This window comes from Pseudomonas sp. GM49 (assembly GCF_000282355.1).
Lineage (GTDB): Bacteria > Pseudomonadota > Gammaproteobacteria > Pseudomonadales > Pseudomonadaceae > Aquipseudomonas.
In genome coordinates this window covers 1-23,756 of the sequence record NZ_AKJL01000272.1, presented here as the reverse complement: position 1 = coordinate 23,756, position 23,756 = coordinate 1, and the positions used below count along the sequence as shown (strand labels likewise).

Here is a 23,756-nt window from a genome sequence, read left to right as displayed (position 1 = left end):
TCGAACCGGTTGGGACGCGAGTTTCACTAAAAAAACCTCATGCCGATTCGGCATGGGGTAGGCGTTTACGGCATTAGACGGCGCTCCCTTGCATCGGAATAGTTGCGCCTTTTTTCGCCTGCCAGAGAGCCGTAAACACGCGGTCCGGGGCACCTTATACGGGGGGCAGATGCACTGGACTTTTTCGCCATAAGCGTTCCAGTTCGCGCATCTCCCTGAGTCAAACAACAAGTAAGGGTAAAGATATGAAGAAGGCAAAGCTTAGCCTCGCCTGGCAGATCCTCATCGGTCTGGTATTGGGGATTGCAATCGGTGCGCTGCTCAACCATTTCAGTGCCGAAAAAGCCTGGTGGATCAGCAACGTCCTGCAACCGGCAGGCGATATCTTTATCCGTCTGATCAAGATGATCGTGATTCCGATCGTCATTTCCTCCCTGATCGTCGGCATTGCAGGCGTCGGTGACGCCAAGAAGCTGGGGCGCATCGGCTTCAAGACCATCGTCTACTTCGAGATCGTCACTACCATCGCTATCGTGGTCGGTCTGCTGCTGGCCAACCTGTTCCATCCGGGTGCCGGCATCGACATGAGCACCCTGGGCACTGTGGACATTTCCAAGTACCAGGCCACGGCGGCCGAGGTTCAGCATGAACACGCGTTCATCGAAACCATCCTCAACCTGATCCCGTCGAACATCTTTGCGGCCATGGTTCGCGGCGAAATGCTGCCGATCATCTTCTTCTCTGTATTGTTCGGTCTCGGTTTGTCGAGCCTGCAGGCGGACCTGCGCGAACCGCTGGTGAAGATGTTCCAGGGCGTATCGGAAAGCATGTTCAAGGTCACTCACATGATCATGAACTACGCCCCGATCGGCGTGTTCGCACTGATTGCGGTAACCGTTGCCAACTTCGGCTTCGCCTCGCTGATACCGCTGGCCAAACTGGTGATCCTGGTTTACTTCGCCATCGCCTTTTTCGCTTTCGTGATCCTGGGCCTGATCGCTCGCCTGTTCGGGTTCTCGGTGATCAAGCTGATGCGCATCTTCAAGGATGAGCTGGTACTGGCCTACTCCACCGCCAGCTCCGAAACCGTGCTGCCACGCGTGATCGAGAAAATGGAAGCCTACGGCGCACCGAAAGCCATTTGCAGCTTCGTGGTGCCGACCGGTTACTCGTTCAACCTCGACGGTTCGACCCTGTACCAAAGCATCGCGGCGATCTTCATTGCCCAGCTGTATGGCATCGACCTGTCGATCAGCCAACAACTGTTGCTGGTACTGACCCTGATGGTCACCTCCAAAGGCATCGCCGGCGTACCGGGCGTGTCCTTCGTGGTACTGCTGGCCACACTCGGCAGCGTCGGTATTCCACTGGAAGGCCTGGCGTTCATCGCCGGTGTCGACCGCGTCATGGACATGGCCCGTACCGCACTGAATGTGATCGGCAACGCCCTGGCGGTTCTGGTTATCGCTCGTTGGGAAGGCATGTACGACGACGCCAAGGGCCAGCGCTACTGGAACTCCCTGCCGCACTGGCGCAGCAAGGAAAAACTGCCGGCGGGTGAAACCTCCAGCAACTGATACAAAAACTGTGGGAGCGAGCTTGCTCGCGATGACCGACTAAAGCCGACATTGATGTCGACTGATACACCGCTATCGCGAGCAATCGAGCGTCGACCGGCTGCTCCCACAGTGATCTACGAAAGCCGCACCAGACAAACCCCGGAGAAATCCGGGGTTTGTCGTTTCTGGCCACCCCGCTATCATTCGCGCATCTTTTGGGGGATTTGACTGATGCTCAATGGCCTGTGGCTTGGCTTCTTCATCGTGGCAGCCGTCTCGGCGCTGGCTCAGTGGCTGATTGGCGGCAACGCCGGGATATTCGCGGCGATGGTGGAAAGCATTTTCGCCATGGCCAAGTTGTCGGTCGAGGTCATGGTGCTGCTGTTTGGCACCCTCACTCTCTGGCTGGGCTTTTTGCGCATTGCCGAGAAAGCCGGGATCGTCGAATGGCTGGCCAAGGCCCTGGGGCCACTGTTTTTGCGCCTGATGCCTGAGGTCCCGCCTGGTCATCCGGCCATCGGCCTGATCACCCTGAATTTCGCCGCCAATGGGCTGGGCCTGGACAACGCCGCCACACCGATCGGCCTCAAGGCCATGAAAGCGCTGCAAGAGCTCAATCCCAGCGATACCATCGCCAGCAACGCACAGATACTGTTCCTGGTGCTCAACGCTTCCTCGCTGACCCTGCTGCCGGTGACGATCTTCATGTATCGCGCCCAGCAAGGCGCGCCTGACCCGACGCTGGTGTTCCTGCCGATCCTGCTGGCGACCAGTTGCTCGACCATTGTCGGCTTCCTGTCAGTGGCATTCATGCAGCGCCTGCGCATCTGGGACCCCGTGGTGCTGGCCTACCTCATCCCTGGCTCCCTCGCCCTCGGCGGTTTCATGGCGTTGCTGGCGACTCTTTCGGCGACCGCGCTGGCTGGCCTGTCGTCGATCCTCGGCAACCTGACGCTGTTTGGCCTGATCATGCTGTTTTTGCTGATCGGCGCGCTGCGCAAAGTGAAGGTCTACGAGGCCTTCGTCGAAGGCGCCAAAGAGGGTTTCGACGTCGCCAAGAACTTGCTGCCCTACCTGGTGGCAATGCTCTGCGCGGTGGGTGTTCTGCGGGCATCCGGGGCGCTGGACTTCGGTCTGGACGGGATTCGTCATCTGGTGGCGTGGGCCGGTTGGGACACGCGCTTCGTCGATGCGCTGCCGACGGCGATGGTCAAACCCTTCTCGGGTAGCGCCGCCCGGGCGATGCTGATTGAAACCATGAAGACCTCGGGCGTGGACAGCTTCCCGGCGCTGGTGGCGGCAACGATCCAGGGCAGTACCGAGACGACCTTCTATGTACTGGCGGTGTACTTCGGCGCCGTGGGTATCCAGCGCGCACGACATGCAGTCGGTTGTGCATTGTTGGCGGAGCTTGCCGGGGTGTTGGGTGCGATCGGGGTTTGTTACTGGTTCTTTGGTTGATCGGCCCCGCCAGCCAACTCTTTCAACGCTGCCTTGCGCTCGCCCGTCGGCAAGGCACCGAGCTTCTCCACGGCAGCATAGAACTTGAGCCAGTCGCCATCCACCTGATGGAACAACGCGGCAAATGCCGGTACCCATTGATCGTACAAACCAAACGGCAATAGCCGGGCATTGTTCATGGGGGCATAGATCCAGGCGTCGTAGCGTTTGTCTGCGGCCCACTGACTGTCGCGCAATTGCCGGTACTCGCTGCGCAAGCGCTCGAACTCGGCAGCCTTGCGCTGGCGCATTTGTTCGGTTGGCAACGACAAGGTGTAGAGCTTTTCCAGCCGGGTGCGGGTCTTGAGCACCAACTCAGTGAACTGGTCGCGCCGACGCACCTGCGCATCGTTATCCGGTGGCAGGTGGCGGTAGGTGCGCCATTGGCGAGTACCTTCCTGCTCGACGAAGGTGGCAAAGGATTCGTTGAACTCCGTGTCGTCCTTTATATAGAAACGCTGATGGGCCAGCTCGTGAAAGATCAGTGTGGCCAGTCGCTCATCCCCCCAACCCATCATCGAACTGATGATCGGGTCGTTGAACCAGCCGAGTGTCGAATAGGCCTCGACGCCGCCAATTGACACGTCCATACCCTGCAAGCGTTGCAATGCCGCTTCGCCGCGGGCTGCATTCTGGCTGTAGTAACCGCGATAGGCCACGCAGCCGGCGACGGGGAAGCAGTGACTTACGGGCTTGAGGGAAAATTCCGGCGTGACGAAGACATTCCAGACGACGAATGGACGGCCAATGTCAGCGTACAGGCGGTAACTCTGGTTATCCGGCAGGTGCAATTGCTGGCTGGCAAACGTTCGGGCCTTTTGCGATTGCTCCAGGTGTGAGCGCAGTTTTTGATCGCGCGCCGGGTCGGCAATCACGCTGGAAACCGGCTCTCTTGCCCGTAGCAACTGCAGTTGGCCGCTGGCCAATTGGCTGTAATAGCTGGCGCTGGTGCAACCGTTGAGCAATAAAAACAACACGCCCGGAAACAAAACGCGAAAAACGCGATCAAGTAACCCAAGGCTAGGAAGCGGCCTGATCACAATAATTCTTCCTTGGAGAGTCTTTCCACAAGACTATCCCGCCTGACTGGAGCTCCGCTATGCGCATGTTGATACTGACAGGAGGCCTGTTGATGCTGGCCGGCTGTGCTTTTTTCGGACTACCCCGCCCTGATCCTGCGCAAGCCTGGATCGACCTGGAGTCGAAGCAAGAAGATACGAAGCTGCAAGCGCTGGAGGTCGATGACAAGGCCACCGACGATAAACGCTATTTCCAGGTCCAGCCCGGTAGCCATGAGCTGACTGTCCGTTACCAATTCTCGGTCCAGCCCACCAACATAGGCCCTGACGCCGAGCCGTTGTGGCGCGATTGCCAATTGAACGTGAAATTCAACGACTTCAACGCGGGTGAGCGTTATCAGCTACAGGCGGGGAACATCGGCTTTCGGCCTTGGGCGAAACTCTACGATCAACAGCGCAAAGTGGTTGGCCAAGGCACGCCAGCGGGCTGTCAACACTCCTGATCGGCGTTATGCTGAATGTATAGCCCCATGGGACATTCATCATGTACAGGTTGATGCTGTTACTCGCCGTCAGTGTTGTTGCGGGTTGTCAGACCCCGATGCCGGCGGCTAATCCAAAGATGGCCTGGGTCGAATTTTCCACGCCCTTCCCTAACGATAAATTGCTGATGGCCGAGCGTCTGGATAAACAGCGCTTGGCCGACGGGCGTTTTTTTGAGGTTATGCCCGGTAGCCATGAACTGATCGTCCGCTTCGACTTCGAAGTACCTGGTGGCGGGGGCTTGAACATGATGGGTGGCCCTTCTGAACGCATATGTTACTTGACCATCAACTTCGATCATTTCGAAGCCGGCCAACGTTATGTGCTTGAAGGCCGCTCGATTGCCTTCATTCCTGAAGCCAGGCTATACAACGCCAAGCGGGAGATCGTTGCAGAAGATCGGGAGTCTTACTGCTTGATGTGACGTGTCAGCGGTCGTTCTTCTGGTAGATGATTTTCTTGGTGCCGTTTTCGCAAGAGCCAACGACCATGTTCTGGTCGTGTACCTCGTCGTTGGTGACGATTTCAAGCGTGTAGGCGGTGACGCCACTGGCCTGGATCTTGGCTTCGATCTCGGCCTTGAGTTCTTCGCAGGGTTTCGGCGCTGCGAGGGCCGAAGTGGCCAGTGCGCAACAGATAATCACCAGGGCAAAACGTTTCATGGTTGAAGCTCCTTTGAGGCAGCACCACAGTCATGGGGTTTCGCTGCTGTCATTTATTCGACCACAGTTTTAGCGGGCAAGTCTGTCACGACGCAAAAAAGATCGCAGCCTTGGGCAATCTGCCGAGTGATCCCGGTGGTTGCCCAAGGCTGCGATCTTTCGTTTCAACGAAAATCCAGCCGACCAATGTTGCCTCCAGGCTGATTTCGCCTTGAGGATCATCATCACCTCGTCCGATCAATCAGCTTTTTTCGCCGGATTTTTTACCGGGCTATTGAAACTCGGGTATATGCCCACATTGCATGAAACACGCTTTTGGATTCGGCAGGTTTTCGTTCGCAAGATCGAACCTGCGCCCTCAATTGGAGAAGCAGGTTTATGAAACGACTGTCCGATATCAAGTTCTCGACCCTCGATCTGGTGCCGGTGCGCGAGAACGGCAGCGCGGCTCAGTCGCTGCGCAATTCGCTGGACCTGGCGCAACACGTCGAGAAGTTCGGTTACAACCGCTTCTGGGTGGCTGAGCACCACAACATGGATGGCATCGCCAGTTCCGCGACTTCGGTGCTGCTCGGCTACCTGGCCGGTGGCACGTCGACCATTCGAGTCGGTTCGGGTGGGGTGATGTTGCCTAACCACGCGCCGTTGGTGATTGCCGAGCAGTTCGGCACCCTGGAGAGTCTTTATCCGGGCCGGATCGATCTGGGCCTGGGGCGTGCCCCGGGCTCCGACCAGATGACCGCACGTGCGTTGCGCCGTGAGCGCTCCGGCAGCGCCGACGACTTCCCGGAAGATGTGGCGGAACTGGTGCGCTACCTGGGGCCACGCACTCCGGACCAACGCATCATCGCCATGCCGGGAACCGGGACCAATGTGCCGGTCTGGTTGTTGGGGTCGAGCCTGTTCAGCGCACAGTTGGCGGGTGAACGCGGTTTGCCCTACGCCTTCGCATCGCATTTCGCACCGCGCTACATGCATGAAGCGATTCGGGTCTACCGCAATCACTTCAAACCGTCAGCCGTTCTGGACAAACCTTACGTAATGCTCGGTGTGCCATTGGTGGCAGCCGATACCGACGAGCAGGCCGATTACCTGGCCACTTCGGTGTTCCAGCGGATTCTCGCCCTGATGCGTGGGCAAAGCCTGGTGCAACGTCCGCCGGTGAAGACCATGGACGGCCTGTGGCTGCCCCATGAGAAAGAGGCCGTGCACGATTTCCTTGGACTGGCCATGATCGGCAGCCCGCAGAAAATCCGCGCCAAACTCGAGGTCCTGATCGAACAGACCCAGGCCGACGAGCTGATTTTCACCTGTGACCTGTACGAACATTCGGATCGTGTGCATTCCTACGAGCTGCTGGCACAGGTCATGCGAGGCTGATACTCAAACGGCAGGCATAAAAAAGCCGGCGCCAGGGCGTCGGCTTTTTCGTTCAGGCGAGGATCGGCCTACTTTTTGTAGACGATCACTTTGGCGCCCTTTTCGCATTTACCAACAACTTTTCCGCCGGCAGCGGTACCTTTATCGACAATCTCCAGCGAATAACCGGAAACGCCCTTGGCATCAAGTTTCGCTGCGATTTCGGCTTTCAGCTCTTCGCATGGCTTGCCATCACCCGCCAATGCGGTCCCCGCAAGGCTCAACAAACCTACCGCCAACATAAACTTCTTCATCGGTTGCATTCCCTGGTCGGATCATAGGGGTAACCAGCCGTCAGCCGGACGCACTCATGGAGCGCTTTGCCATTCCCTATGGCATTCGGCTGGCGTGCAAGTTCAGAAGACTAGCCCAAAGTCAGCTGCTGGCAATGCGGAATCCGACTTTCAAGGTCACCTGAAAGTGCGCTGCCTTGCCGTCCCTGATGTGCCCACGGGTCTCGGTCACTTCAAACCATTCCATATACTTGATGCTTTTACTGGCTTCGGCCAGGGCGTTGTTGATCGCATCTTCGATGCTGCTGGTGGACGAGCCGACCAGCTCGACTTTCTTGTAGGTGTGATGGTCAGACATGGCGTTCTCCTCGGCGTGTGAATTACAGCCTAGCAGTGATTTTTCCTATTTCTTCTGTTGGCCGTTCTGAAGGTGAAGTTCAGATTTTCTGCACTTTCTCGAACCCCTGAAGTCCCAACCAACACACGCCACTCATCACCAATGCAGGAGAGCCACCATGGCCAACACCTCGTTACGCAAAGCCTCATTGCAAAGCATGGAAGCCGAGATCGAGAGTCTGCTCAAGTCTTTGGAAAGCTTGAAGGACGACGCTTCGGACGAGTCGCGTAAAACCCTCAAGACCCTGAAAAGCAACGCCGAGAATGCCTTGAAGCACTCGCGTCATCTGCTGGCCGATGCCTATGAAGAGGTCAAGGTCAAAACCCGCGAAACCGGGATCGCCACCCGGGGCTACGCCCAGGAACACCCCTGGACAACAGCCGGTGTTGCCGTGGGCGCATTGGGCCTGCTGGCCGCGTATCTGTTGTGCAAGCGTGATTAATCCGCTCGACGCAGCTCGTTCCTGAGCCACTGCGCCAGTTGCCGGGCGCGCCCGTCCGCGGCGCGCTTGGGTAGCCACAACGCCAGTTGTGCCGGGGTTTCACTGAAGCCCCATGGCGCAACCAGGCGGCCGGCCTTCAAGTCCTCCGTCACCAAGGGCTCGGGGGCAATCGCCACGCCCAGACCCGCGACGGCGGCTTCCAGCAAGTAATACAAATGTTCAAATCCCTGACCGTACTTCAACGCCCTGGCGTCGAGGCCTCGTGGTTGCGCCCAGCTCGGCCAGGCTTGCGGGCGTGAGGTGGTGTGCAGCAAGGGTTCGCTCAGCAGTGCAGTGGCCGGCGCTTCCTTGAGCCGTTCATAGCCGGTGAACCGCGGGCTCATGACCGGACCGATACGTTCGCTGGCCAGCTCAAAAACCTGCATGTCCGCCGGCCAGGGAGGCTCGGCAAAGACCAGCAAGGCATCCAGCCCCGGTCTTCGCGGATCGAGATCGCCCTCTCCGGCCGACAGGTGCAGGCGCAAGTCCGGCAGGTCGGCATTGAGCCTCCCCAGCCGCGGGATAAACCAGCGCGCCAGCAGGCTTCCTGAGCAACCGAGCACGAAGGGGGCATCGGCTGTGCTTTGTGTGAGTTCGGCGCAAACGCTGCGCAGGCGCTCGAAGGCTTCGCTGCTGGCGTCACGCAGACGCAACCCGGCATCTGTGAGTTTCAGGCCGCGACCGTCCTTGATGAACAGGCTTACGCCGAGGTGTTCTTCAAGCACCTTGAGTTGCCGGCTGACCGCACCGTGGGTGACGTGCAGCTGTTCGGCCGCCTGGCTGACGCTGTTCAGGCGGGCAGTGGCTTCAAAGGCGCGAAGCGCGTTCAGCGGAGGAAGGTCATGGCTCATGGGATCTGTGAGTTTTACTGACAGGTTGCGGCGATCTTATCGGTTTTCAGGCCGGGACGTCAGGGGTAGAGTGAAGCCCACTGTCTCTTTACGCATTCAACTGGAGCGCCAAATGACCCAGACTAATCTGCGCAACGGCCCTGATGCCAACGGCCTGTTTGGCGCGTTCGGCGGCCGCTACGTTGCCGAAACCCTGATGCCGTTGATCCTCGACCTGGCCCGCGAATATGAGTTGGCCAAGGAAGATCCTGCATTCAAGGAAGAACTGGCCTACTTCCAGCGCGACTATGTCGGACGTCCAAGCCCACTGTACTTCGCCGAGCGTCTGACCGAGTTCTGTGGCGGTGCGAAGATCTACCTCAAGCGTGAAGAGCTGAACCACACCGGCGCGCACAAGATCAACAACTGCATCGGCCAGATCCTGCTGGCGCGGCGCATGGGCAAGAAGCGCATCATCGCCGAGACCGGTGCCGGCATGCACGGTGTGGCCACCGCCACCGTCGCTGCACGCTTCGGTCTGGATTGCGTGATCTACATGGGTACCACTGACATCGAGCGTCAGCAGGCCAACGTGTTTCGCATGAAGCTGTTGGGTGCCGAGGTGATCCCGGTGGTAGCCGGTACTGGCACGTTGAAAGACGCGATGAACGAAGCCCTGCGTGACTGGGTGACCAACGTCGACAGCACCTTCTACCTGATCGGCACCGTGGCCGGTCCGCACCCTTACCCGGCGATGGTCCGCGACTTCCAGGCCGTGATCGGCAAGGAAACCCGCGAGCAACTGCAAGCCCAGGAAGGCCGCCTGCCGGACAGTCTGGTGGCGTGCATTGGTGGTGGTTCCAACGCCATGGGCCTGTTCCACCCGTTCCTCGACGACAAGAGTGTTGAGATCATCGGCGTTGAAGCCGCCGGTTACGGCATCGAGACCGGCAAGCACGCGGCCAGCCTGAATGGCGGCGTTCCTGGCGTCCTGCACGGCAACCGCACCTTCCTGCTGCAGGACGACGATGGCCAGATCATCGATGCCCACTCGATCTCTGCCGGCCTCGACTACCCGGGCATCGGTCCGGAACACGCCTGGTTGCACGACATCGGCCGCGTTCAGTACACCTCGGTGACCGACGACGAAGCCCTCGCCGCGTTTCACCAGTGCTGCCGCCTGGAAGGGATCATCCCTGCCCTTGAAAGCGCCCATGCCCTGGCTGAAGTATTCAAGCGCGCACCGACCTTGCCAAAAGATCACCTGATGGTGGTCAACCTGTCCGGCCGTGGCGACAAAGACATGCAGACCGTGATGCACCACATGGAACAATCCAAGCAGGAGAAACACTGATGAGCCGCCTGCAAACGCGTTTTGCCGAACTCAAGGAACAGAACCGCGCCGCCTTGGTGACCTTCGTGACCGCTGGCGACCCGAGCTACGACACCTCCCTGGCGATCCTCAAAGGCTTGCCGGCGGCCGGTGCTGACGTGATCGAGCTGGGCATGCCCTTCACCGACCCGATGGCTGACGGCCCGGCCATCCAGCTCGCCAACATCCGTGCGTTGGGTGCCAGGCAGAATCTGGCGAAAACCCTGCAAATGGTTCGCGAGTTCCGCCAGGACAACAACGAAACGCCGCTGGTGCTGATGGGGTACTTCAACCCGATTCACATGTACGGTGTACCGCGCTTCATTGCCGAAGCCAAAGAGGCCGGCGTTGATGGCCTGATCGTGGTCGACCTGCCGCCAGAGCATAACGGCGAGCTGTGCGACCCGGCGCAGGCCGCGGGCCTGGACTTCATTCGCCTGACCACGCCGACCACCGACGATGTACGCCTGCCGACCGTTCTCAACGGCAGCTCCGGTTTCGTCTACTACGTGTCGGTGGCTGGTGTGACCGGCGCCGGTGCCGCCACGCTGGAACACGTCGAAGAAGCGGTCGCCCGTCTGCGCCGCCATACCGACCTGCCGATCAGCATCGGTTTCGGTATCCGGACTCCGGAACAGGCGGCGTCCATCGCACGTCTGGCTGATGGTGTGGTGGTGGGCTCGGCGTTGATCGACCAGATCGCCAATGCGGCAACTGCGGACCAGGCCGTCGACGGCGTATTGAGTCTGTGCTCGGCACTGGCGGACGGCGTGCGTAAAGCCCGCGTCAGTTGAGCTGAACACTGACCCCCTGTAGGAGCGAGCAAGCTCGCTCCTACAGGTTACGGATCAAGGCAACTCTATCCCGCCTGATGCCTTGTGCAGTTTGCGCAAGTGCTCACCAATCTGCTTCACGTTGGCCTCGTTGGCGGCCATTTCGGCGGCACGGTCAGGTTCAAGCAACGCTCTCACTTCCTTGTCCAGATCCCCGGACAGCGCCAGGAGCTGCTTCTGGCGCTGGCTGCTTTCTGATTCCAGATGTTCCCACTCGCTTGGCTGCGGCAAGCCATAACCGTTGGTGCCCAGCAACTCAGCCGGACGGCTGAGGAAGCCACTGTTGGCAAGAATGTCCTTCAGTGTCGCGTTGGCCTTGTCCATACCGCCATTCTTCAGCTCTCGAGCACCCAGATAGCGTTGCTTCACTTCATCCTGGGCCAATAGCAACTGCCGACGGAAACTCGCTTGCTCCAGCAGAAGCAACGCTGCACTGGTGCGTAAATCGGCTTGTTCAAACCATTGCCGCCGCTCCTCGGCTTTCAAGTCGAGCCAGTCTTCGACGGTTTCCTGTTTGACCGGCAAGTGCTTTTTCAGTACTTCGAACATGGCCTGATAGCGATCGCGGAAAGAATCGAAACGATAACCCAGACGCAAGGCTTCTCGCGGATCATCCAGCACACTGGTGTCCGCCAGTCCGCGACCCTTGAGCACTTCCAACAAACCGTTGGGCATGATGTTGTCGAGTCCCACCAGTTGCGGGTTGTTGGTGCCGCCGCGCAGCAGTTTCAGTTCTTCCACCGCGCAGTTGTTCGACAGGAAGAAGTAGTTGCCGTCGTAACTCCAGTGCATCTCGGCGGCACGTCCGACCACGTCTTCAATCTCTCTGCGCGACAGGTTCAGGGGCACGGAGGCCAGGCTGCGCAGCTCGGTCTTGGTGTATTCGTCGATGACCTGGGACAGCGGCAGGATGAACAGCCGCGACGGGTATTTACCGACCAGGCCATCCCAGCTCGACAGCTGCACGTCACCGACGAAGGCGCGGTACGACAGCACCAGATGCTGGTCCAGGTCCAGTCGACAATCCGGTCCGCGTGGCCGGCCCGGTGCGCAGATCACCAGGCGCAACATGCTGTGGCCCCAGCGGCTGAACAAGTTCTGGTTAGCCTCGGCCAGCAGATAGTCAACGGCGTAGACCCGCTCCGGATCGACCTGGCCCAAAGGTGTCTTGGCGAAGTCGTTGCCGGCATTGAGGAAGGCGAAGGTTTTGCTGCAACTGTCTTTGGCGGCGGGCGCCCAGCCGAAATGTTCCTCGTAGTAGCGATACAGCGCGGGACGGCGGCAGGCGTAGGTCGGATCAAGGAGGAAATACTCCATGTTGACCGCGACGAATTCCTTTGGACTGCTGGTCTCGTAGATGTCCGGACTGCGGGCAATCTGGCGGTTGTGCTGTTCGCGTTCGCCGCGACGGCCGACGTATTGCTGCCAGCCGGCGAGGTCGAGCAGACGCGGATCGTCACTGAGGGTAAAACGCCGACCGGACTGGCCCCGACATTGGTCGGGAATGCCAACCAGCCCTGAGCTGTTGTTGCGCTGGGTGCAACGCTGAATCAGCTTGCGTTCGGCATCCGGCCACAGGCGCGAGCGATCGTAGATGTGAGTCAGCTCGTGCAACACCGTGGCCAGCATTTCCTGGCGCACGGTGCCATGGGGGCGATGGGTTTTCCTGGTCGCAGCGCTGCCATCGGTGAGGCCGGCCAGCAGGTTGCGGTTCAGATCAAGCTCGGACACCAGTGACGCCTGGCCATAGGCGTTGCTTGGCATGTCATCGGTCCAGACGACGTCGATGCGTCGATCGAGTTGCTCGATAAAGCGTGGCGGCAGTGCCTGCATGGCTTCATCGAGCAACGTCTGGCTGGCTTGCAGTTGTGCGGGAGTCAGACCTTCGGTCTTGAGCTGTAACTGAAGGCCTGCGTGGGCCGTGTTGCCCAGCAGCAACAGGACCCCGGCCAGCAGCCAGACGCCTGGACGCTTCACAGTGCGAGGATGGCTTCAGCGAGATCCTGGTCACTGGCGTCACGGGCTTCCGGCACGCGGGTGCGCAGCAAGTCGAAAGCAGATTCCAGGTGAGCGCCACGGATGTCGCCATTGCTGGCAACGAAACTGGCGGCATCGTCCTGGGCTTCGCGCACGATCTTCGAATCGCGGATGGACGTAGTGGTATCGGAGGTGAAATCGAGGGTGCGCTGGGTAGCACGGATCAGCATGTTACTGGTGGCAACCAGAGTATGTGCCTGGGCCACGTCGGCCAACAGCAGCAGGCCCAAGGTGGCAGCAATCAGCGGGTTACGCATGGAACGACTCCAGAAAAACAGGGATAACTATTGGACGAGAATTGCTTGTGCCAGTTCAAGGTCGCTGGCATGAAGTTTTGCCTGGGTTCGGCGCAGATACCGCAAGGCCGACTCCAGTCGTGCACCTCTCAGTTGGCCGTCACTGGCGATGAATGCCGCAGCGTCATCCTGGGCGGCGAGCAGCAGTTTATGGTCGAAGGGGGCGCTGGTCACCAAACTTGTGGCGTAACCGCTGGCGACGATGCCTTGGGTGGACAGGTTGAAGGCGTCATAAGCGTGGGCTGATGCGCAGTAACCAAGGGTAAGAAAGACTGGAGCTATCAAGAGACTGGAAGGAAAACGCATGAGACTCGACAGTTGAAAGTGAGTCAAAAGGCTAGCGCAAGGCCCGTTCTAGAGCCAGCGCCGAAACATTGGGACACGTCGGACGTGCCCCATGTCTGTGCAGTCGTTTAGATGGTCAGGATCGCTTGCGCCAGTTGTGCATCGGTGGCGCTCAACTGTGGCGCCTGGTGGCGAATGTGGTCGAGTGCGCTTTCCAGTTTTACGCCGCGGATGGAACCTTCGCTGGCGACAAAGCTGGCAGCGTCGTCACGGGCCGCAAGAACGATCTTGTCATCCTTGAACGACGAAGAGACGACGTCGGTGGTCGCATCGGATGTGGCTTTGAGTGCATTGACAACAGCATCCGTGGTCACGATGAAACTGCTGGCTTGTGCACTGGCAGCTACGGCAAACAAGGCCGCAGCGCTAAGCAGGCGAAGACGGGACATAGGTAACTCCTTTGGGTAAACCAGTTGAAAAATGGCGCAGTGTCTGCAAGGTCAGACGCCAGGTGCTTGGCGCTCGCCACGTTCTGAATTGATATTAGGCCTGAGTGTGTCGGTTCGAATAGCCCGTCATGCAAGCAGGAAGTCAGCGCCAGAACGGTTTATCCAATTCATTGATGCGGTCGGCGTGGCTGATACCAAGATCTGATAGCTGGCGATCATCGAGTTGAGCCAGTAAACGTCGCGCTCTCGCCCTTTCGAGACTAGCGAAGAGTCCTGTTAACAGATCTTTAACCCAGTTCAAGCAAGGTCTCGATTGAATTGAGGGGGTGGAAACATCCTGTAAAGAATTCATGGCGCGGTCCCTGTCTCGATAAGTAGAGGGTTCCATGCTGACATCGGCCGAACATCCACTACAGACACACTGCGACGATATTGTACTCATCCAGTTTGTGGTTTCTACAAACTGTACTGGTATTCAGGTTTCCCTACTGTAAGACCAGGTTTGATCGGCCAAAACGACAAAACCCGTCGTGGTTTCCCACGACGGGTTTTGTTTTTTCAATTCGGGTTGCTGGCGGTGGACCTTCAGGTCAGAGCCAGCGACGCTAGCTTAGCGCCAGAACGGCTTGCTCAGCTCTTCGTAGCGTTGTGCTTCGCTAATCCCGGCGTCAGCCAGCAGACGCGAATCCAGGCGAGCCAGTTGATGGCGGCTGGAGATGCGGCGCTGCCACAACATCAGGTTGGCGATAACGCGCAGAGGCAGGGAAGCCTGGTTTTTTGCAGCGGTGTCTTCAAAGAACAGATCGGAACTGAGTGTACGTTCCATGGTGGTCATCCTTCCGCTTGTGGCGGGATTAGGTAGTGGTTTAACTGGTGCCCATGATCCTCTTGTTTGCCTAGTCTCTGTAGATACAGTTCACCTGTATTGTGAGAGCTCAGTTAACTGTTTATAGGTGGTGTACTGGTCTAAATTGAGGCAACTGTACCTATGCGCACTGTCATGGTGCATTTTTGATGTTTTGATCCAGTAAGGTAGGAGTTTTCGGTAGGAAATGACCGGTACAGCAGTACAGTTTTTTTCATATTGCGAGGGGGCAAGCGCAAGCTGACGAAACTGTGTTTGCGTCAGCTGCTATCTGTACCAATTACTTCTTCAGCATTTGCCCGGTTTCTTCCAGGTTGATGTGCCAGCTGAGGGCGTCACGCAGGATGTGCGGGGTGTGCCCGCCGATGGCGCATGCGGCGGTGAAGTAATCATTCAGCGCCTGGCGGTAATCCGCATGCACGCACTTGTCGATGATGACCCGGGCACGCTCCCGGGGCGCGAGGCCTCGCAAGTCCGCCAGGCCTACTTCGGTCACGAGGATGTCGACGTCATGTTCGGTATGGTCAACGTGGCTGACCATCGGCACCACGCTGGAGATTGCACCACCCTTGGCAATCGACTTGGTCACGAATACGGACAGGTGCGCATTGCGCGCAAAGTCGCCGGAGCCACCGATGCCGTTCATCATCCGCGTGCCGCAGACGTGAGTGGAGTTGACGTTGCCGTAGATGTCGAACTCCAGCGCCGTGTTGATGCCGATGATGCCAAGGCGACGCACGACTTCAGGGTGGTTGGAAATCTCCTGCGGGCGCAGAACCAGTTTGTCCTTGTAGCGCTCCAGATTGCCGAAGACGTCGGCATTGCGCCGGCTCGACAGGGTGATCGAACTGCCCGAGGCAAAACTCAGCTTGCCTGCGTCGATCAGGTCGAAGGTCGAGTCCTGAAGTACTTCGGAATACATCGTCAGGTCTTCGAACGGCGAGTCGATCAGTCCACACATCACCGAGTTGGCAATGGTGCCAATACCGGCCTGTAGCGGGCCGAGCTTGTTGGTCATGCGTCCGGCGGCCACTTCCTGCTTGAAGAAGTCGATCAGGTGGTCGGCAATAGCTTGGGTCTCAGCGTCTGGCGCCAGCACCGTGGAGGGTGAGTCAGCCTGATTGGTGACCACAATGGCGACGATTTTTTCCGCTGGAATCGGGATGGCGGTGCTGCCAATGCGGTCGTCGACCTTGACCAATGGAATCGGGGTGCGGGTCGGACGATAGGTCGGGATATAGATGTCGTGCAGACCTTCGAGGTTCGGGTTGTGCGCCATGTTGATCTCGACGATCACATGCTTGGCGAAAATTGCGAAGCTGGCCGAGTTGCCTACCGAGGTGGTTGGCACGATATGCCCTTGCTCGGTGATTGCTACCGCTTCAATCACGGCAATGTCCGGCAGTTTCAATTGCTGGTTGCGCAATTGCTCCACGGTTTCCGACAAGTGCTGGTCGATGAACATGACCTCGCCGGCGTTGATCGCCTTGCGCAGGGTGCTGTCGACCTGGAATGGCATGCGTCGCGACAACACACCGGCTTCTGTCAACTGCTTGTCCAGGTCGTTGCCCAGGCTCGCGCCGGTCATCAGGCTGATCTTCAGCGGCGTGACCTTGGCACGCTCGGCCAGCGCCTGGGGGACGGCCTTGGCTTCGCCGGCGCGAGTGAAGCCACTCATGCCGACGGTCATGCCGTCCTCAATCAGAGCGGCAGCGTCGGCGGCACTCATCACTTTGTCCAACAACGAAGGCAGGCGAATACGGTCACGGTACATGGATTGTTATCTCGGGTAACAGGTAGCAGGACGTGCAGTCTAGTGAATTGCGTCGGCTTCTGTCCCGCTACCAAGGTCGCAATCGAGGTGTCTATTCCGGGCCTTTGAAGCAAAACACCGTTACCGGATCGGTAATAAAAGAATAGTTTGTCTGACGTTTTGCGCAAACAAAAACGCCCCGACGAGTCGGGGCGTTCTGTGTGCCGCAGAGGGTTAGTCGACGGCTTTGACCATGTCTTCGATGACTTTCTTCGCGTCGCCGAACACCATCATGGTTTTGTCCAGATAGAACAGTTCGTTGTCCAGGCCGGCATAGCCGCTGGCCATCGAGCGCTTGTTGACGATGATGGTCTTGGCCTTGAACGCTTCGAGAATCGGCATGCCGGCAATCGGCGATTTCGGATCGTTCTTCGCGGCCGGGTTGACCACGTCGTTGGCACCCAGCACCAGCACCACGTCGGCCTGACCGAACTCGGAGTTGATGTCGTCCATCTCGAACACCTGGTCGTAAGGCACTTCGGCCTCGGCCAGCAACACGTTCATGTGCCCCGGCATACGGCCGGCAACCGGGTGGATCGCGTACTTCACGGTCACGCCGCGATGGGTCAGCTTCTCGGTCAGTTCCTTCAGCGCATGCTGGGCCCGTGCTACCGCCAGACCATAGCCCGGAACGATGATCACGGTGTCGGCGTTGGTCAGCAGGAAGGTCGCGTCGTCAGCCGAGCCGGATTTCACCGGACGGGCTTCTTTCGAACCCGCCGGGCCGGCCGCATCTGCCGTATTGCCGAAACCACCGAGCAGTACATTAAAGAAGGAACGGTTCATCGCCTTGCACATGATGTACGAGAGGATCGCACCGGACGAACCTACCAGCGAACCGGCGATGATCAGCATCGAGTTGTTCAGCGAGAAGCCGATACCCGCCGCCGCCCAACCGGAGTAACTGTTGAGCATCGACACCACCACCGGCATGTCGGCGCCACCGATCGGGATGATGATCAGCACGCCGAGCACGAAGGCCAGCGCCAGCATCACGCCGAAAGCGGTGTAGTCACCGGTGAGCATGAAGGTCACGCCCAGGGCCAGTGTGGCCAGGCCCAGCAGCAGGTTCAGCTTGTGCTGACCGCCAAACTGTACCGGTGCACCCTGGAACAGGCGGAACTTGTACTTGCCGGCCAGCTTGCCGAAGGCAATGACCGAGCCGGAGAAGGTGATTGCACCAATGGCGGCACCGAGGAACAGTTCCAGGCGGTTACCGGCCGGGATCGCGTCACCGAGTTGCTGGACGATGCCCAGCGACTGCGGCTCGACCACGGCAGCCACGGCGATGAACACCGCAGCCAGGCCGATCATGCTGTGCATGAAGGCGACCAGTTCGGGCATCTTGGTCATTTCAACGCGTTTGGCCATGATCGAACCGGCGGTGCCGCCGATCAGCAGGCCGACGATCACGTAGACGATACCGTCGTGGGCAAGTTCGGCACCCAGCTTGTAGATCAGGCCGACTGTGGTGAGGATCGCCAGGCCCATGCCGAGCATGCCGAACAGGTTGCCGCGACGCGACGTGGTGGGATGCGAGAGACCCTTGAGCGCCTGGATGAAGCAGACCGAGGCGATCAGATACAGGGAAGTAACCAGGTTCATGCTCATGCTTGCTGCACCTCAGCCTTGGCTGCTTCGGCCTTGGCTGCCGGAGCTTTTGCCGGAGCCGCTTTCTTCTTGAACATTTCCAGCATGCGCCGGGTTACCAGGAAGCCACCAAACACGTTGACTGCGGCCAGGGCCACCGCCATGGTGCCCATGGTCTTGCCCAGCGGGGTCACGGTGAGGGCGGCAGCGAGCATGGCGCCGACGATCACGATGGCCGAGATGGCATTGGTCACGGCCATCAGTGGCGTGTGCAGGGCAGGTGTGACGTTCCAGACCACGTGGTAGCCGACATAGATAGCCAGCACGAAGATGATCAGGTTGTAGATACCGTGAGAGATCAGCATGTCTTCCATTGTTTTTATCCTCAGCCGTTCTTGCGCACGATCTGGCCGTCGCGGCACATCAGGCACGCGGCGACGATATCGTCTTCAAGGTTGATCACCAGTTGTCCTTCTTTATCGAACAACAGTTTCATGAAGTCCAGCAGGTTGCGTGCATACAGTGCCGAGGCATCGGCTCCAACTGCGGCAGCCAGGTTGGTCGGGCCGACAATGGTCACGCCATTCTCGACGACCACTTGGTCCGCCACGGTCAGCGGGCAGTTGCCGCCCTGGGCTGCTGCGAGGTCGATGACCACCGAACCGGGTTTCATCTGCGCCACGGTTTCCGCGCTCAACAACGTCGGTGCCTTGCGGCCCGGAATCAGCGCGGTGGTGATGACGATGTCAGCTTGTTTGGCGCGCTCGTGCACGGCCACGGCCTGACGTTGCATCCAGCTGGCCGGCATTGGCCGGGCGTAGCCTCCGACACCGACGGCGCATTCACGCTCTTCATCGGTCTCGTAAGGCACGTCGACGAATTTGGCGCCGAGGGATTCGATCTGCTCTTTTACCGCAGGGCGCACGTCAGACGCTTCGATCACTGCGCCCAGACGTTTCGCCGTAGCGATGGCCTGCAAACCGGCCACACCTGCACCGAGAATCAGCACGCGCGCCGCCTTCACAGTGCCAGCAGCAGTCATCAGCATCGGCATGAAGCGCGGATAGTAGTGCGCGGCCAGCAACACGGATTTATAACCGGCGATGTTGGCTTGCGAGGACAGTACATCCAGGCTTTGGGCGCGGGATGTGCGAGGCGCAGCCTCCAGGGCAAATGCGGTAATGCCGCACTCGGCCAGCTTGGCGATGGTTTCGTTGCTGAACGGGTTGAGCATCCCCACCACAACGGTGCCGCTTTTAATCAGCGTCAGTTCGCTGTCGCTGGGAGCGACCACCTTCAAAATCAGCTCTGCACCAAACGCATCATTGGCGCTGCCAATGGTCGCGCCTGCCGCTGCATAGGCACTGTCGACAACGCTGGCATTAACGCCAGCGCCGCTTTGTACAGTGACCTTATGACCCTGGCTGATCAGCTTCTTGATGGTTTCCGGGGTTGCAGCAACCCGTGTTTCACCGGTCTGGGTTTCGAGAGGAACACCAATGTGCACGTCAAATCTCCTGCGTGATCTTATTGAGTAAACCCATGCACTACGGATGGTGCGGCTGGGGCGGCCGATCAGCACGATCCCGCCAAATCAGGGCGGGGCGCGGCATTTTGCAGGCGAACTTTGTGCCCTTCAAGGGATTATGACGGGTGACGGAAAATTAACTACAAGTCACCCCGTGACCGAATGTCGCAACCAGCTGGCTCAATCCCTTACAGACCGTGCTTTTCAAGGATTCTGGCCGAAATTCAGGAAATTACACATCGGCCGTATGAATGATGCGGCATCGCTTCGAAATAGTGGCGCAAAGCCGCGTGGTCAGCCGCTTGTGGGACGTTTGTACGACTTCTCGATACAGTTTGCTGCTATGCGACAAATACGTATATCTGTAGGGCTTTACAGTTGCTGACTACGGGGTCAAGTAATGTTAGAGAGCCTTTATCCCTCTAGGCTGTAGTTGTGTGCCTGATTTACCAGCCAGTCACGAAATGCCCTCAAAGACGCAGATTCGACCTTTCGCTCAGGAATCATCAGGTAATAAGCCTTGATGCTCGACAGTGCTTGCGGGTTGGCGATCACCAGGCGTTTTTCTTTCAGCTCTCTTTGAATCAGGAACGGCGGAATCAGTGCAATGCCCATGTCGTGCATGGCCGCTTGGGCGAGCATGGAGAATAGCTCGTAGCGAGGACCTGTCATGTCTCGCGGGACATTCAGGTGTTGGGAGTCGAACCATTGGCGCCAGGCATAGGGGCGGGTGGTTTGTTGCAGAAGAGGCAAGTCGGCGATTTCGCCGGGCGTCAGACTGGTCTTTTTTCCGAGCAGGTTGGGGCTGCAAACGGGCATCGGATTTTCACCCATCAGTCTGTGGGATTCTGTACCCGACCAATCCGCGTCACCGAAGTAGATGGCGGCATCAAAATCAGTGTCGGCGAACAGGAACGGCCGCGTGCGGTTGGTCAGGTTGACCGTCACTTCCGGGTGCTTTTGCTGGAAGTCCTTGAGTCGCGGCAGCAGCCATTGGGTGCCGAAGGTCGGAACGACGGCCAGCTCGATCACGTTGGCGCCCTGTTGGCCCATCACGGACAAGGTGTCGCGCTCAACCGCGTCGAGCTGAGTGGCCACTCGACGGCTGTAGGAGAGACCGGCTTCCGTCAGCTTGACCCCGCGCCGCGAGCGTCGGAACAGTTCCACGCTGAGGAACTCCTCCAGGCTGGCGATCTGTCGGCAAATCGCCCCTTGGGTCAGCGAAAGTTCCTGGGCTGCCTTGGTAAAGCTCTCGTGGCGTGCCGCTGCCTCAAAGCTGATCAGGGCGGTGGTGCTGGGTATCTTTCTGCGCATGTACGTCAACCTCACTAATACATCGTATAAAGGCTCTTTTGCGACGTTTCGGAGTGAGAAATTAGCACAACAGTATGCGAAATCCTCGTTTGTCGTAACGCCGAACCCGGCCTAGCATCAGTCCACGTTATTTGACCCGATTCGAGAGGACACACTCATGGGCGGTAAAGCTAGCTTCAACTGGATCGATCCCCTGCTGCTGGATCAACAGCTCACTGAAGAAGAGCGCATGATTCGCGACACGGCTGCGCAATTCGCTCAGCAAAGCCTTGCGCCGCGCATTCTCGAAGCTTTCCGTCATGAGAAGACCGACCCGGCGATCTTCCGCGAAATGGGCGAAGTCGGCCTGTTGGGCGCAACCATCCCCGAGCAGTACGGCGGCAGTGGCCTGAACTATGTCAGCTATGGCCTGATCGCACGTGAAGTCGAGCGCATCGACTCCGGCTATCGCTCGATGATGAGCGTGCAGTCCTCTCTGGTGATGGTGCCGATCAATGAATTCGGTACTGAAGCGCAGAAGCAGAAGTCCCTGCCGAAACTGGCTTCGGGCGAGTGGATCGGCTGCTTCGGCCTGACCGAGCCTAACCACGGTTCCGATCCGGGCGCGATGATTACTCGTGCACGCAAAGTAGAAGGCGGCTACAGCCTCACGGGCAGCAAGATGTGGATCACCAACAGCCCGATCGCCGATGTGTTCGTGGTCTGGGGCAAGGATGATGCCGGCGACATCCGCGGCTTCGTTCTGGAGAAAGGCTGGAAAGGCCTGAGCGCTCCGGCGATTCACGGCAAGGTGGGCCTGCGGGCATCGATCACCGGTGAAATCGTGATGGACAACGTGTTCGTTCCGGAAGAAAACATTTTCCCGGATGTCCGTGGCCTGAAAGGTCCTTTCACGTGCCTCAACTCGGCACGTTACGGCATCTCCTGGGGCGCGTTGGGTGCTGCCGAGTTCTGCTGGCACACCGCTCGCCAGTACACCCTGGATCGTCAGCAGTTCGGTCGCCCACTGGCCGCCACTCAGTTGATCCAGAAAAAACTGGCCGACATGCAGACTGAAATCACCATGGCGCTGCAAGGCTGCCTGCGTCTGGGTCGTATGAAGGATGAAGGTACTGCGGCGGTCGAAATCACTTCGATGATGAAGCGCAACTCTTGCGGCAAGTCCCTGGACATCGCTCGCATGGCTCGCGATATGTTGGGCGGCAATGGTATTTCCGATGAGTTCGGTGTTGCTCGCCACCTGGTCAACCTGGAAGTGGTGAACACCTACGAAGGTACCCATGACGTCCATGCTCTGATCCTTGGTCGTGCGCAAACCGGCATCCAGGCGTTCTATTAATAGGAGAACGTCGATGGGCGCGCTTTCGCATCTACGGGTACTGGATTTATCGCGGGTGCTGGCCGGGCCTTGGGCCGGGCAGATCCTTGCCGACCTTGGCGCCGAAGTGATCAAGGTCGAGCGCCCGGGTAACGGCGATGACACGCGCGCCTGGGGGCCGCCGTTCCTTAAAGACGCTTATGGGGAAAACACCAGCGAGGCGGCCTATTACTTGTCGGCCAATCGCAACAAGCAATCGGTCACCATCGACTTCACGCGCCCTGAAGGGCAGAAGCTGGTGCGTGAGTTGGCGGCCAAGTCGGACATCCTGATCGAGAACTTCAAGGTTGGCGGTTTGGCGGCTTATGGCCTGGACTATGAATCGTTGAAGGCGATCAATCCGGATCTGATCTATTGCTCGATCACCGGCTTCGGCCAGACCGGCCCTTACGCCAAGCGTGCGGGTTATGACTTCATGATCCAGGGGCTGGGCGGTCTCATGAGTCTGACGGGGCGACCTGAAGGCGAAGAAGGCGCGGGGCCGGTGAAGGTTGGCGTAGCGCTGACGGATATCCTGACCGGGCTGTATTCGACTGTTGCGATCCTGGCTGCGCTTGCGCATCGGGATCACGACGGAGGCGGTCAGCATATCGACATGGCGCTACTGGACGTACAGGTGGCTTGCCTGGCTAACCAGGCAATGAACTACCTGACGACAGGCAATGCGCCTAAACGCTTGGGTAATGCTCACCCGAACATCGTGCCTTATCAGGATTTTCCTACGGCGGATGGCGATTTCATCCTTACCGTCGGGAACGATGGGCAGTTCCGCAAGTTCGCGGAAGTGGCCGGGCAGCCGCAATGGGCGGACGATCCGCGTTTTGCTACCAACAAGCTGCGGGTGGCAAACAGGGCTGTACTGATTCCGCTGATCCGCCAGGCTACGGTATTCAAGACTACCGCTGAGTGGGTGGCGCAGCTGGAACAGGCTGGCGTGCCCTGCGGGCCTATCAATGACGTGGCGCAGATGTTTGCCGATCCTCAGGTGAAGGCGCGCGGGTTGGCTATCGAGCTGCCGCATGCGCTGGCTGGTATGGTGCCTCAGGTGGCGAGCCCGATTCGACTCTCGGAGACGCCCGTGGAGTACCGTTTTGCACCTCCTTTGCTGGGTGAGCACACGCTGGAGGTTCTGCAGCGGGTGTTGGGCCTGGATGCCGGGGCGGTGACTGCATTCAAGGCTTCGGGCGTTCTCTGATGGGTCTCTTCTATATAGAGGGGAGTTTCGGCTCCTCTATATAGGCCCCCTTTGGGGCGTTTTGCTGCTTTCTGCAGCTTATTGATAGAAAACCTAAATCAGTGCTTGACGGCAGATTTCAGGTGTCTATAATTCGCCCCACTTCCGGCGCAGTCGAA

26 protein-coding genes are annotated in these 23,756 nt (G+C 58.8%); 10 read left to right on the top strand and 16 right to left on the bottom strand.

Annotated elements, in window-relative coordinates; genetic code table 11:
• Positions 1-245: 245 nt before the first annotated feature.
• Together gltP and PMI29_RS06025 are read left to right on the top strand one after the other, a co-directional pair.
• A complete protein-coding gene (gene gltP, locus PMI29_RS06020; protein ID WP_008002170.1) occupies positions 246-1,577 on the top strand; it encodes a glutamate/aspartate:proton symporter GltP in 1,332 nt (443 codons plus the stop codon).
• 213 nt (positions 1,578-1,790) lie between these two features.
• Positions 1,791-3,020 carry a nucleoside recognition domain-containing protein gene (locus PMI29_RS06025; RefSeq protein ID WP_008002167.1) on the top strand — a complete coding sequence of 410 codons (1,230 nt, stop codon included), beginning with the start codon at positions 1,791-1,793 and terminating at the stop codon, positions 3,018-3,020.
• On the opposite strand, the gene PMI29_RS06030 is transcribed toward PMI29_RS06025, so the two are convergent.
• Positions 3,002-4,099 (bottom strand): aminopeptidase, encoded by a 1,098-nt coding sequence (locus tag PMI29_RS06030; protein ID WP_008002165.1) that lies wholly within the window; start codon positions 4,097-4,099, stop codon positions 3,002-3,004. The genes PMI29_RS06025 and PMI29_RS06030 overlap by 19 nt on opposite strands.
• Positions 4,100-4,158: 59 nt before the next feature.
• On the opposite strand from PMI29_RS06030, the gene PMI29_RS06035 reads away from it, so the two are divergent.
• A complete protein-coding gene (locus PMI29_RS06035; protein ID WP_008002163.1) occupies positions 4,159-4,581 on the top strand; it encodes a PA0061/PA0062 family lipoprotein in 423 nt (140 codons plus the stop codon).
• Between the two features lie 41 nt (positions 4,582-4,622).
• On the top strand, positions 4,623-5,045 hold the full coding sequence (locus tag PMI29_RS06040) for a PA0061/PA0062 family lipoprotein (RefSeq protein ID WP_008002161.1): 423 nt from the start codon (positions 4,623-4,625) through the stop codon (positions 5,043-5,045).
• A gap of 4 nt (positions 5,046-5,049) precedes the next feature.
• Here the strand turns inward: PMI29_RS06040 and PMI29_RS06045 are convergent, their stop codons facing one another.
• The gene (locus tag PMI29_RS06045; RefSeq protein WP_008002160.1) at positions 5,050-5,283 is read right to left on the bottom strand and encodes a DUF1161 domain-containing protein; all 234 of its coding nucleotides are present in this window, start codon (positions 5,281-5,283) and stop codon (positions 5,050-5,052) included.
• Positions 5,284-5,661: 378 nt separating this feature from the next.
• On the opposite strand from PMI29_RS06045, the gene PMI29_RS06050 reads away from it, so the two are divergent.
• A complete protein-coding gene (locus PMI29_RS06050) occupies positions 5,662-6,663 on the top strand; it encodes an LLM class flavin-dependent oxidoreductase (protein WP_008002158.1) in 1,002 nt (333 codons plus the stop codon).
• A gap of 68 nt (positions 6,664-6,731) precedes the next feature.
• Here PMI29_RS06050 and PMI29_RS06055 read toward each other — a convergent pair whose 3' ends face one another.
• Positions 6,732-6,956 carry a DUF1161 domain-containing protein gene (locus PMI29_RS06055; RefSeq protein WP_008002156.1) on the bottom strand — a complete coding sequence of 75 codons (225 nt, stop codon included), beginning with the start codon at positions 6,954-6,956 and terminating at the stop codon, positions 6,732-6,734.
• Positions 6,957-7,077: 121 nt separating this feature from the next.
• The gene (locus PMI29_RS06060; protein WP_008002152.1) at positions 7,078-7,293 is read right to left on the bottom strand and encodes a dodecin; all 216 of its coding nucleotides are present in this window, start codon (positions 7,291-7,293) and stop codon (positions 7,078-7,080) included.
• A gap of 157 nt (positions 7,294-7,450) precedes the next feature.
• Here PMI29_RS06060 and PMI29_RS06065 point away from each other — a divergent pair, with 157 nt between their 5' ends.
• A complete protein-coding gene (locus PMI29_RS06065; RefSeq protein ID WP_008002150.1) occupies positions 7,451-7,774 on the top strand; it encodes a DUF883 family protein in 324 nt (107 codons plus the stop codon).
• Here the strand turns inward: PMI29_RS06065 and PMI29_RS06070 are convergent.
• On the bottom strand, positions 7,771-8,664 hold the full coding sequence (locus PMI29_RS06070) for a LysR family transcriptional regulator (protein WP_008002148.1): 894 nt from the start codon (positions 8,662-8,664) through the stop codon (positions 7,771-7,773). The two genes, PMI29_RS06065 and PMI29_RS06070, sit on opposite strands and share 4 nt — an antisense overlap.
• Positions 8,665-8,776: 112 nt before the next feature.
• Between PMI29_RS06070 and trpB the strand changes: the two genes are divergently transcribed.
• Both trpB and trpA read left to right on the top strand, forming a co-directional pair.
• Positions 8,777-9,997 (top strand): tryptophan synthase subunit beta, encoded by a 1,221-nt coding sequence (trpB, locus tag PMI29_RS06075; RefSeq protein WP_008002146.1) that lies wholly within the window; start codon positions 8,777-8,779, stop codon positions 9,995-9,997.
• Positions 9,997-10,809, top strand: coding sequence for a tryptophan synthase subunit alpha (trpA, locus tag PMI29_RS06080; protein WP_008002144.1), 813 nt, complete (start codon positions 9,997-9,999; stop codon positions 10,807-10,809). The genes trpB and trpA overlap by 1 nt, the downstream gene beginning before the upstream one ends.
• A 54-nt stretch (positions 10,810-10,863) precedes the next feature.
• Here the strand turns inward: trpA and PMI29_RS06085 are convergent, their stop codons facing one another.
• From PMI29_RS06085 to PMI29_RS06130, 11 genes are all read right to left on the bottom strand, one after another.
• Positions 10,864-12,825, bottom strand: a complete 1,962-nt coding sequence (locus PMI29_RS06085; RefSeq protein ID WP_008002143.1) for a DUF7844 domain-containing protein — start codon at positions 12,823-12,825, stop codon at positions 10,864-10,866.
• Positions 12,822-13,142, bottom strand: coding sequence for a DUF2388 domain-containing protein (locus PMI29_RS06090; protein ID WP_008002141.1), 321 nt, complete (start codon positions 13,140-13,142; stop codon positions 12,822-12,824). The genes PMI29_RS06085 and PMI29_RS06090 overlap by 4 nt, the downstream gene beginning before the upstream one ends.
• 27 nt (positions 13,143-13,169) lie before the next feature.
• Positions 13,170-13,487: a DUF2388 domain-containing protein gene (locus PMI29_RS06095; protein ID WP_008002139.1), complete on the bottom strand. Its 318-nt coding sequence runs from the start codon at positions 13,485-13,487 to the stop codon at positions 13,170-13,172.
• Positions 13,488-13,594: 107 nt separating this feature from the next.
• Positions 13,595-13,915 carry a DUF2388 domain-containing protein gene (locus PMI29_RS06100; RefSeq protein ID WP_008002137.1) on the bottom strand — a complete coding sequence of 107 codons (321 nt, stop codon included), beginning with the start codon at positions 13,913-13,915 and terminating at the stop codon, positions 13,595-13,597.
• A 142-nt stretch (positions 13,916-14,057) separates the two neighbouring features.
• A complete protein-coding gene (locus PMI29_RS31450; RefSeq protein ID WP_081501710.1) occupies positions 14,058-14,267 on the bottom strand; it encodes a DUF1127 domain-containing protein in 210 nt (69 codons plus the stop codon).
• A gap of 258 nt (positions 14,268-14,525) precedes the next feature.
• Positions 14,526-14,741, bottom strand: coding sequence for a DUF1127 domain-containing protein (locus PMI29_RS06105; RefSeq protein ID WP_008002135.1), 216 nt, complete (start codon positions 14,739-14,741; stop codon positions 14,526-14,528).
• A 319-nt stretch (positions 14,742-15,060) separates the two neighbouring features.
• On the bottom strand, positions 15,061-16,554 hold the full coding sequence (locus PMI29_RS06110) for an acetyl-CoA hydrolase/transferase family protein (protein WP_008002133.1): 1,494 nt from the start codon (positions 16,552-16,554) through the stop codon (positions 15,061-15,063).
• Between the two features lie 213 nt (positions 16,555-16,767).
• The gene (locus PMI29_RS06115) at positions 16,768-18,204 is read right to left on the bottom strand and encodes an NAD(P)(+) transhydrogenase (Re/Si-specific) subunit beta (RefSeq protein ID WP_008002130.1); all 1,437 of its coding nucleotides are present in this window, start codon (positions 18,202-18,204) and stop codon (positions 16,768-16,770) included.
• Positions 18,201-18,557 carry an NAD(P) transhydrogenase subunit alpha gene (locus tag PMI29_RS06120; RefSeq protein ID WP_008002128.1) on the bottom strand — a complete coding sequence of 119 codons (357 nt, stop codon included), beginning with the start codon at positions 18,555-18,557 and terminating at the stop codon, positions 18,201-18,203. Before PMI29_RS06120 ends, PMI29_RS06115 begins: the two co-directional genes overlap by 4 nt.
• A gap of 11 nt (positions 18,558-18,568) precedes the next feature.
• On the bottom strand, positions 18,569-19,690 hold the full coding sequence (locus PMI29_RS06125) for a Re/Si-specific NAD(P)(+) transhydrogenase subunit alpha (protein ID WP_008002126.1): 1,122 nt from the start codon (positions 19,688-19,690) through the stop codon (positions 18,569-18,571).
• A gap of 435 nt (positions 19,691-20,125) precedes the next feature.
• The gene (locus PMI29_RS06130) at positions 20,126-21,025 is read right to left on the bottom strand and encodes a LysR family transcriptional regulator (protein ID WP_008002124.1); all 900 of its coding nucleotides are present in this window, start codon (positions 21,023-21,025) and stop codon (positions 20,126-20,128) included.
• Between the two features lie 157 nt (positions 21,026-21,182).
• Here PMI29_RS06130 and PMI29_RS06135 point away from each other — a divergent pair, with 157 nt between their 5' ends.
• A complete protein-coding gene (locus tag PMI29_RS06135) occupies positions 21,183-22,364 on the top strand; it encodes an acyl-CoA dehydrogenase (protein WP_008002122.1) in 1,182 nt (393 codons plus the stop codon).
• A gap of 13 nt (positions 22,365-22,377) precedes the next feature.
• Complete coding sequence (locus PMI29_RS06140) at positions 22,378-23,598, top strand: CaiB/BaiF CoA transferase family protein (protein ID WP_008002120.1); 1,221 nt, start codon at positions 22,378-22,380, stop codon at positions 23,596-23,598.
• Positions 23,599-23,756 lie beyond the last annotated feature (158 nt).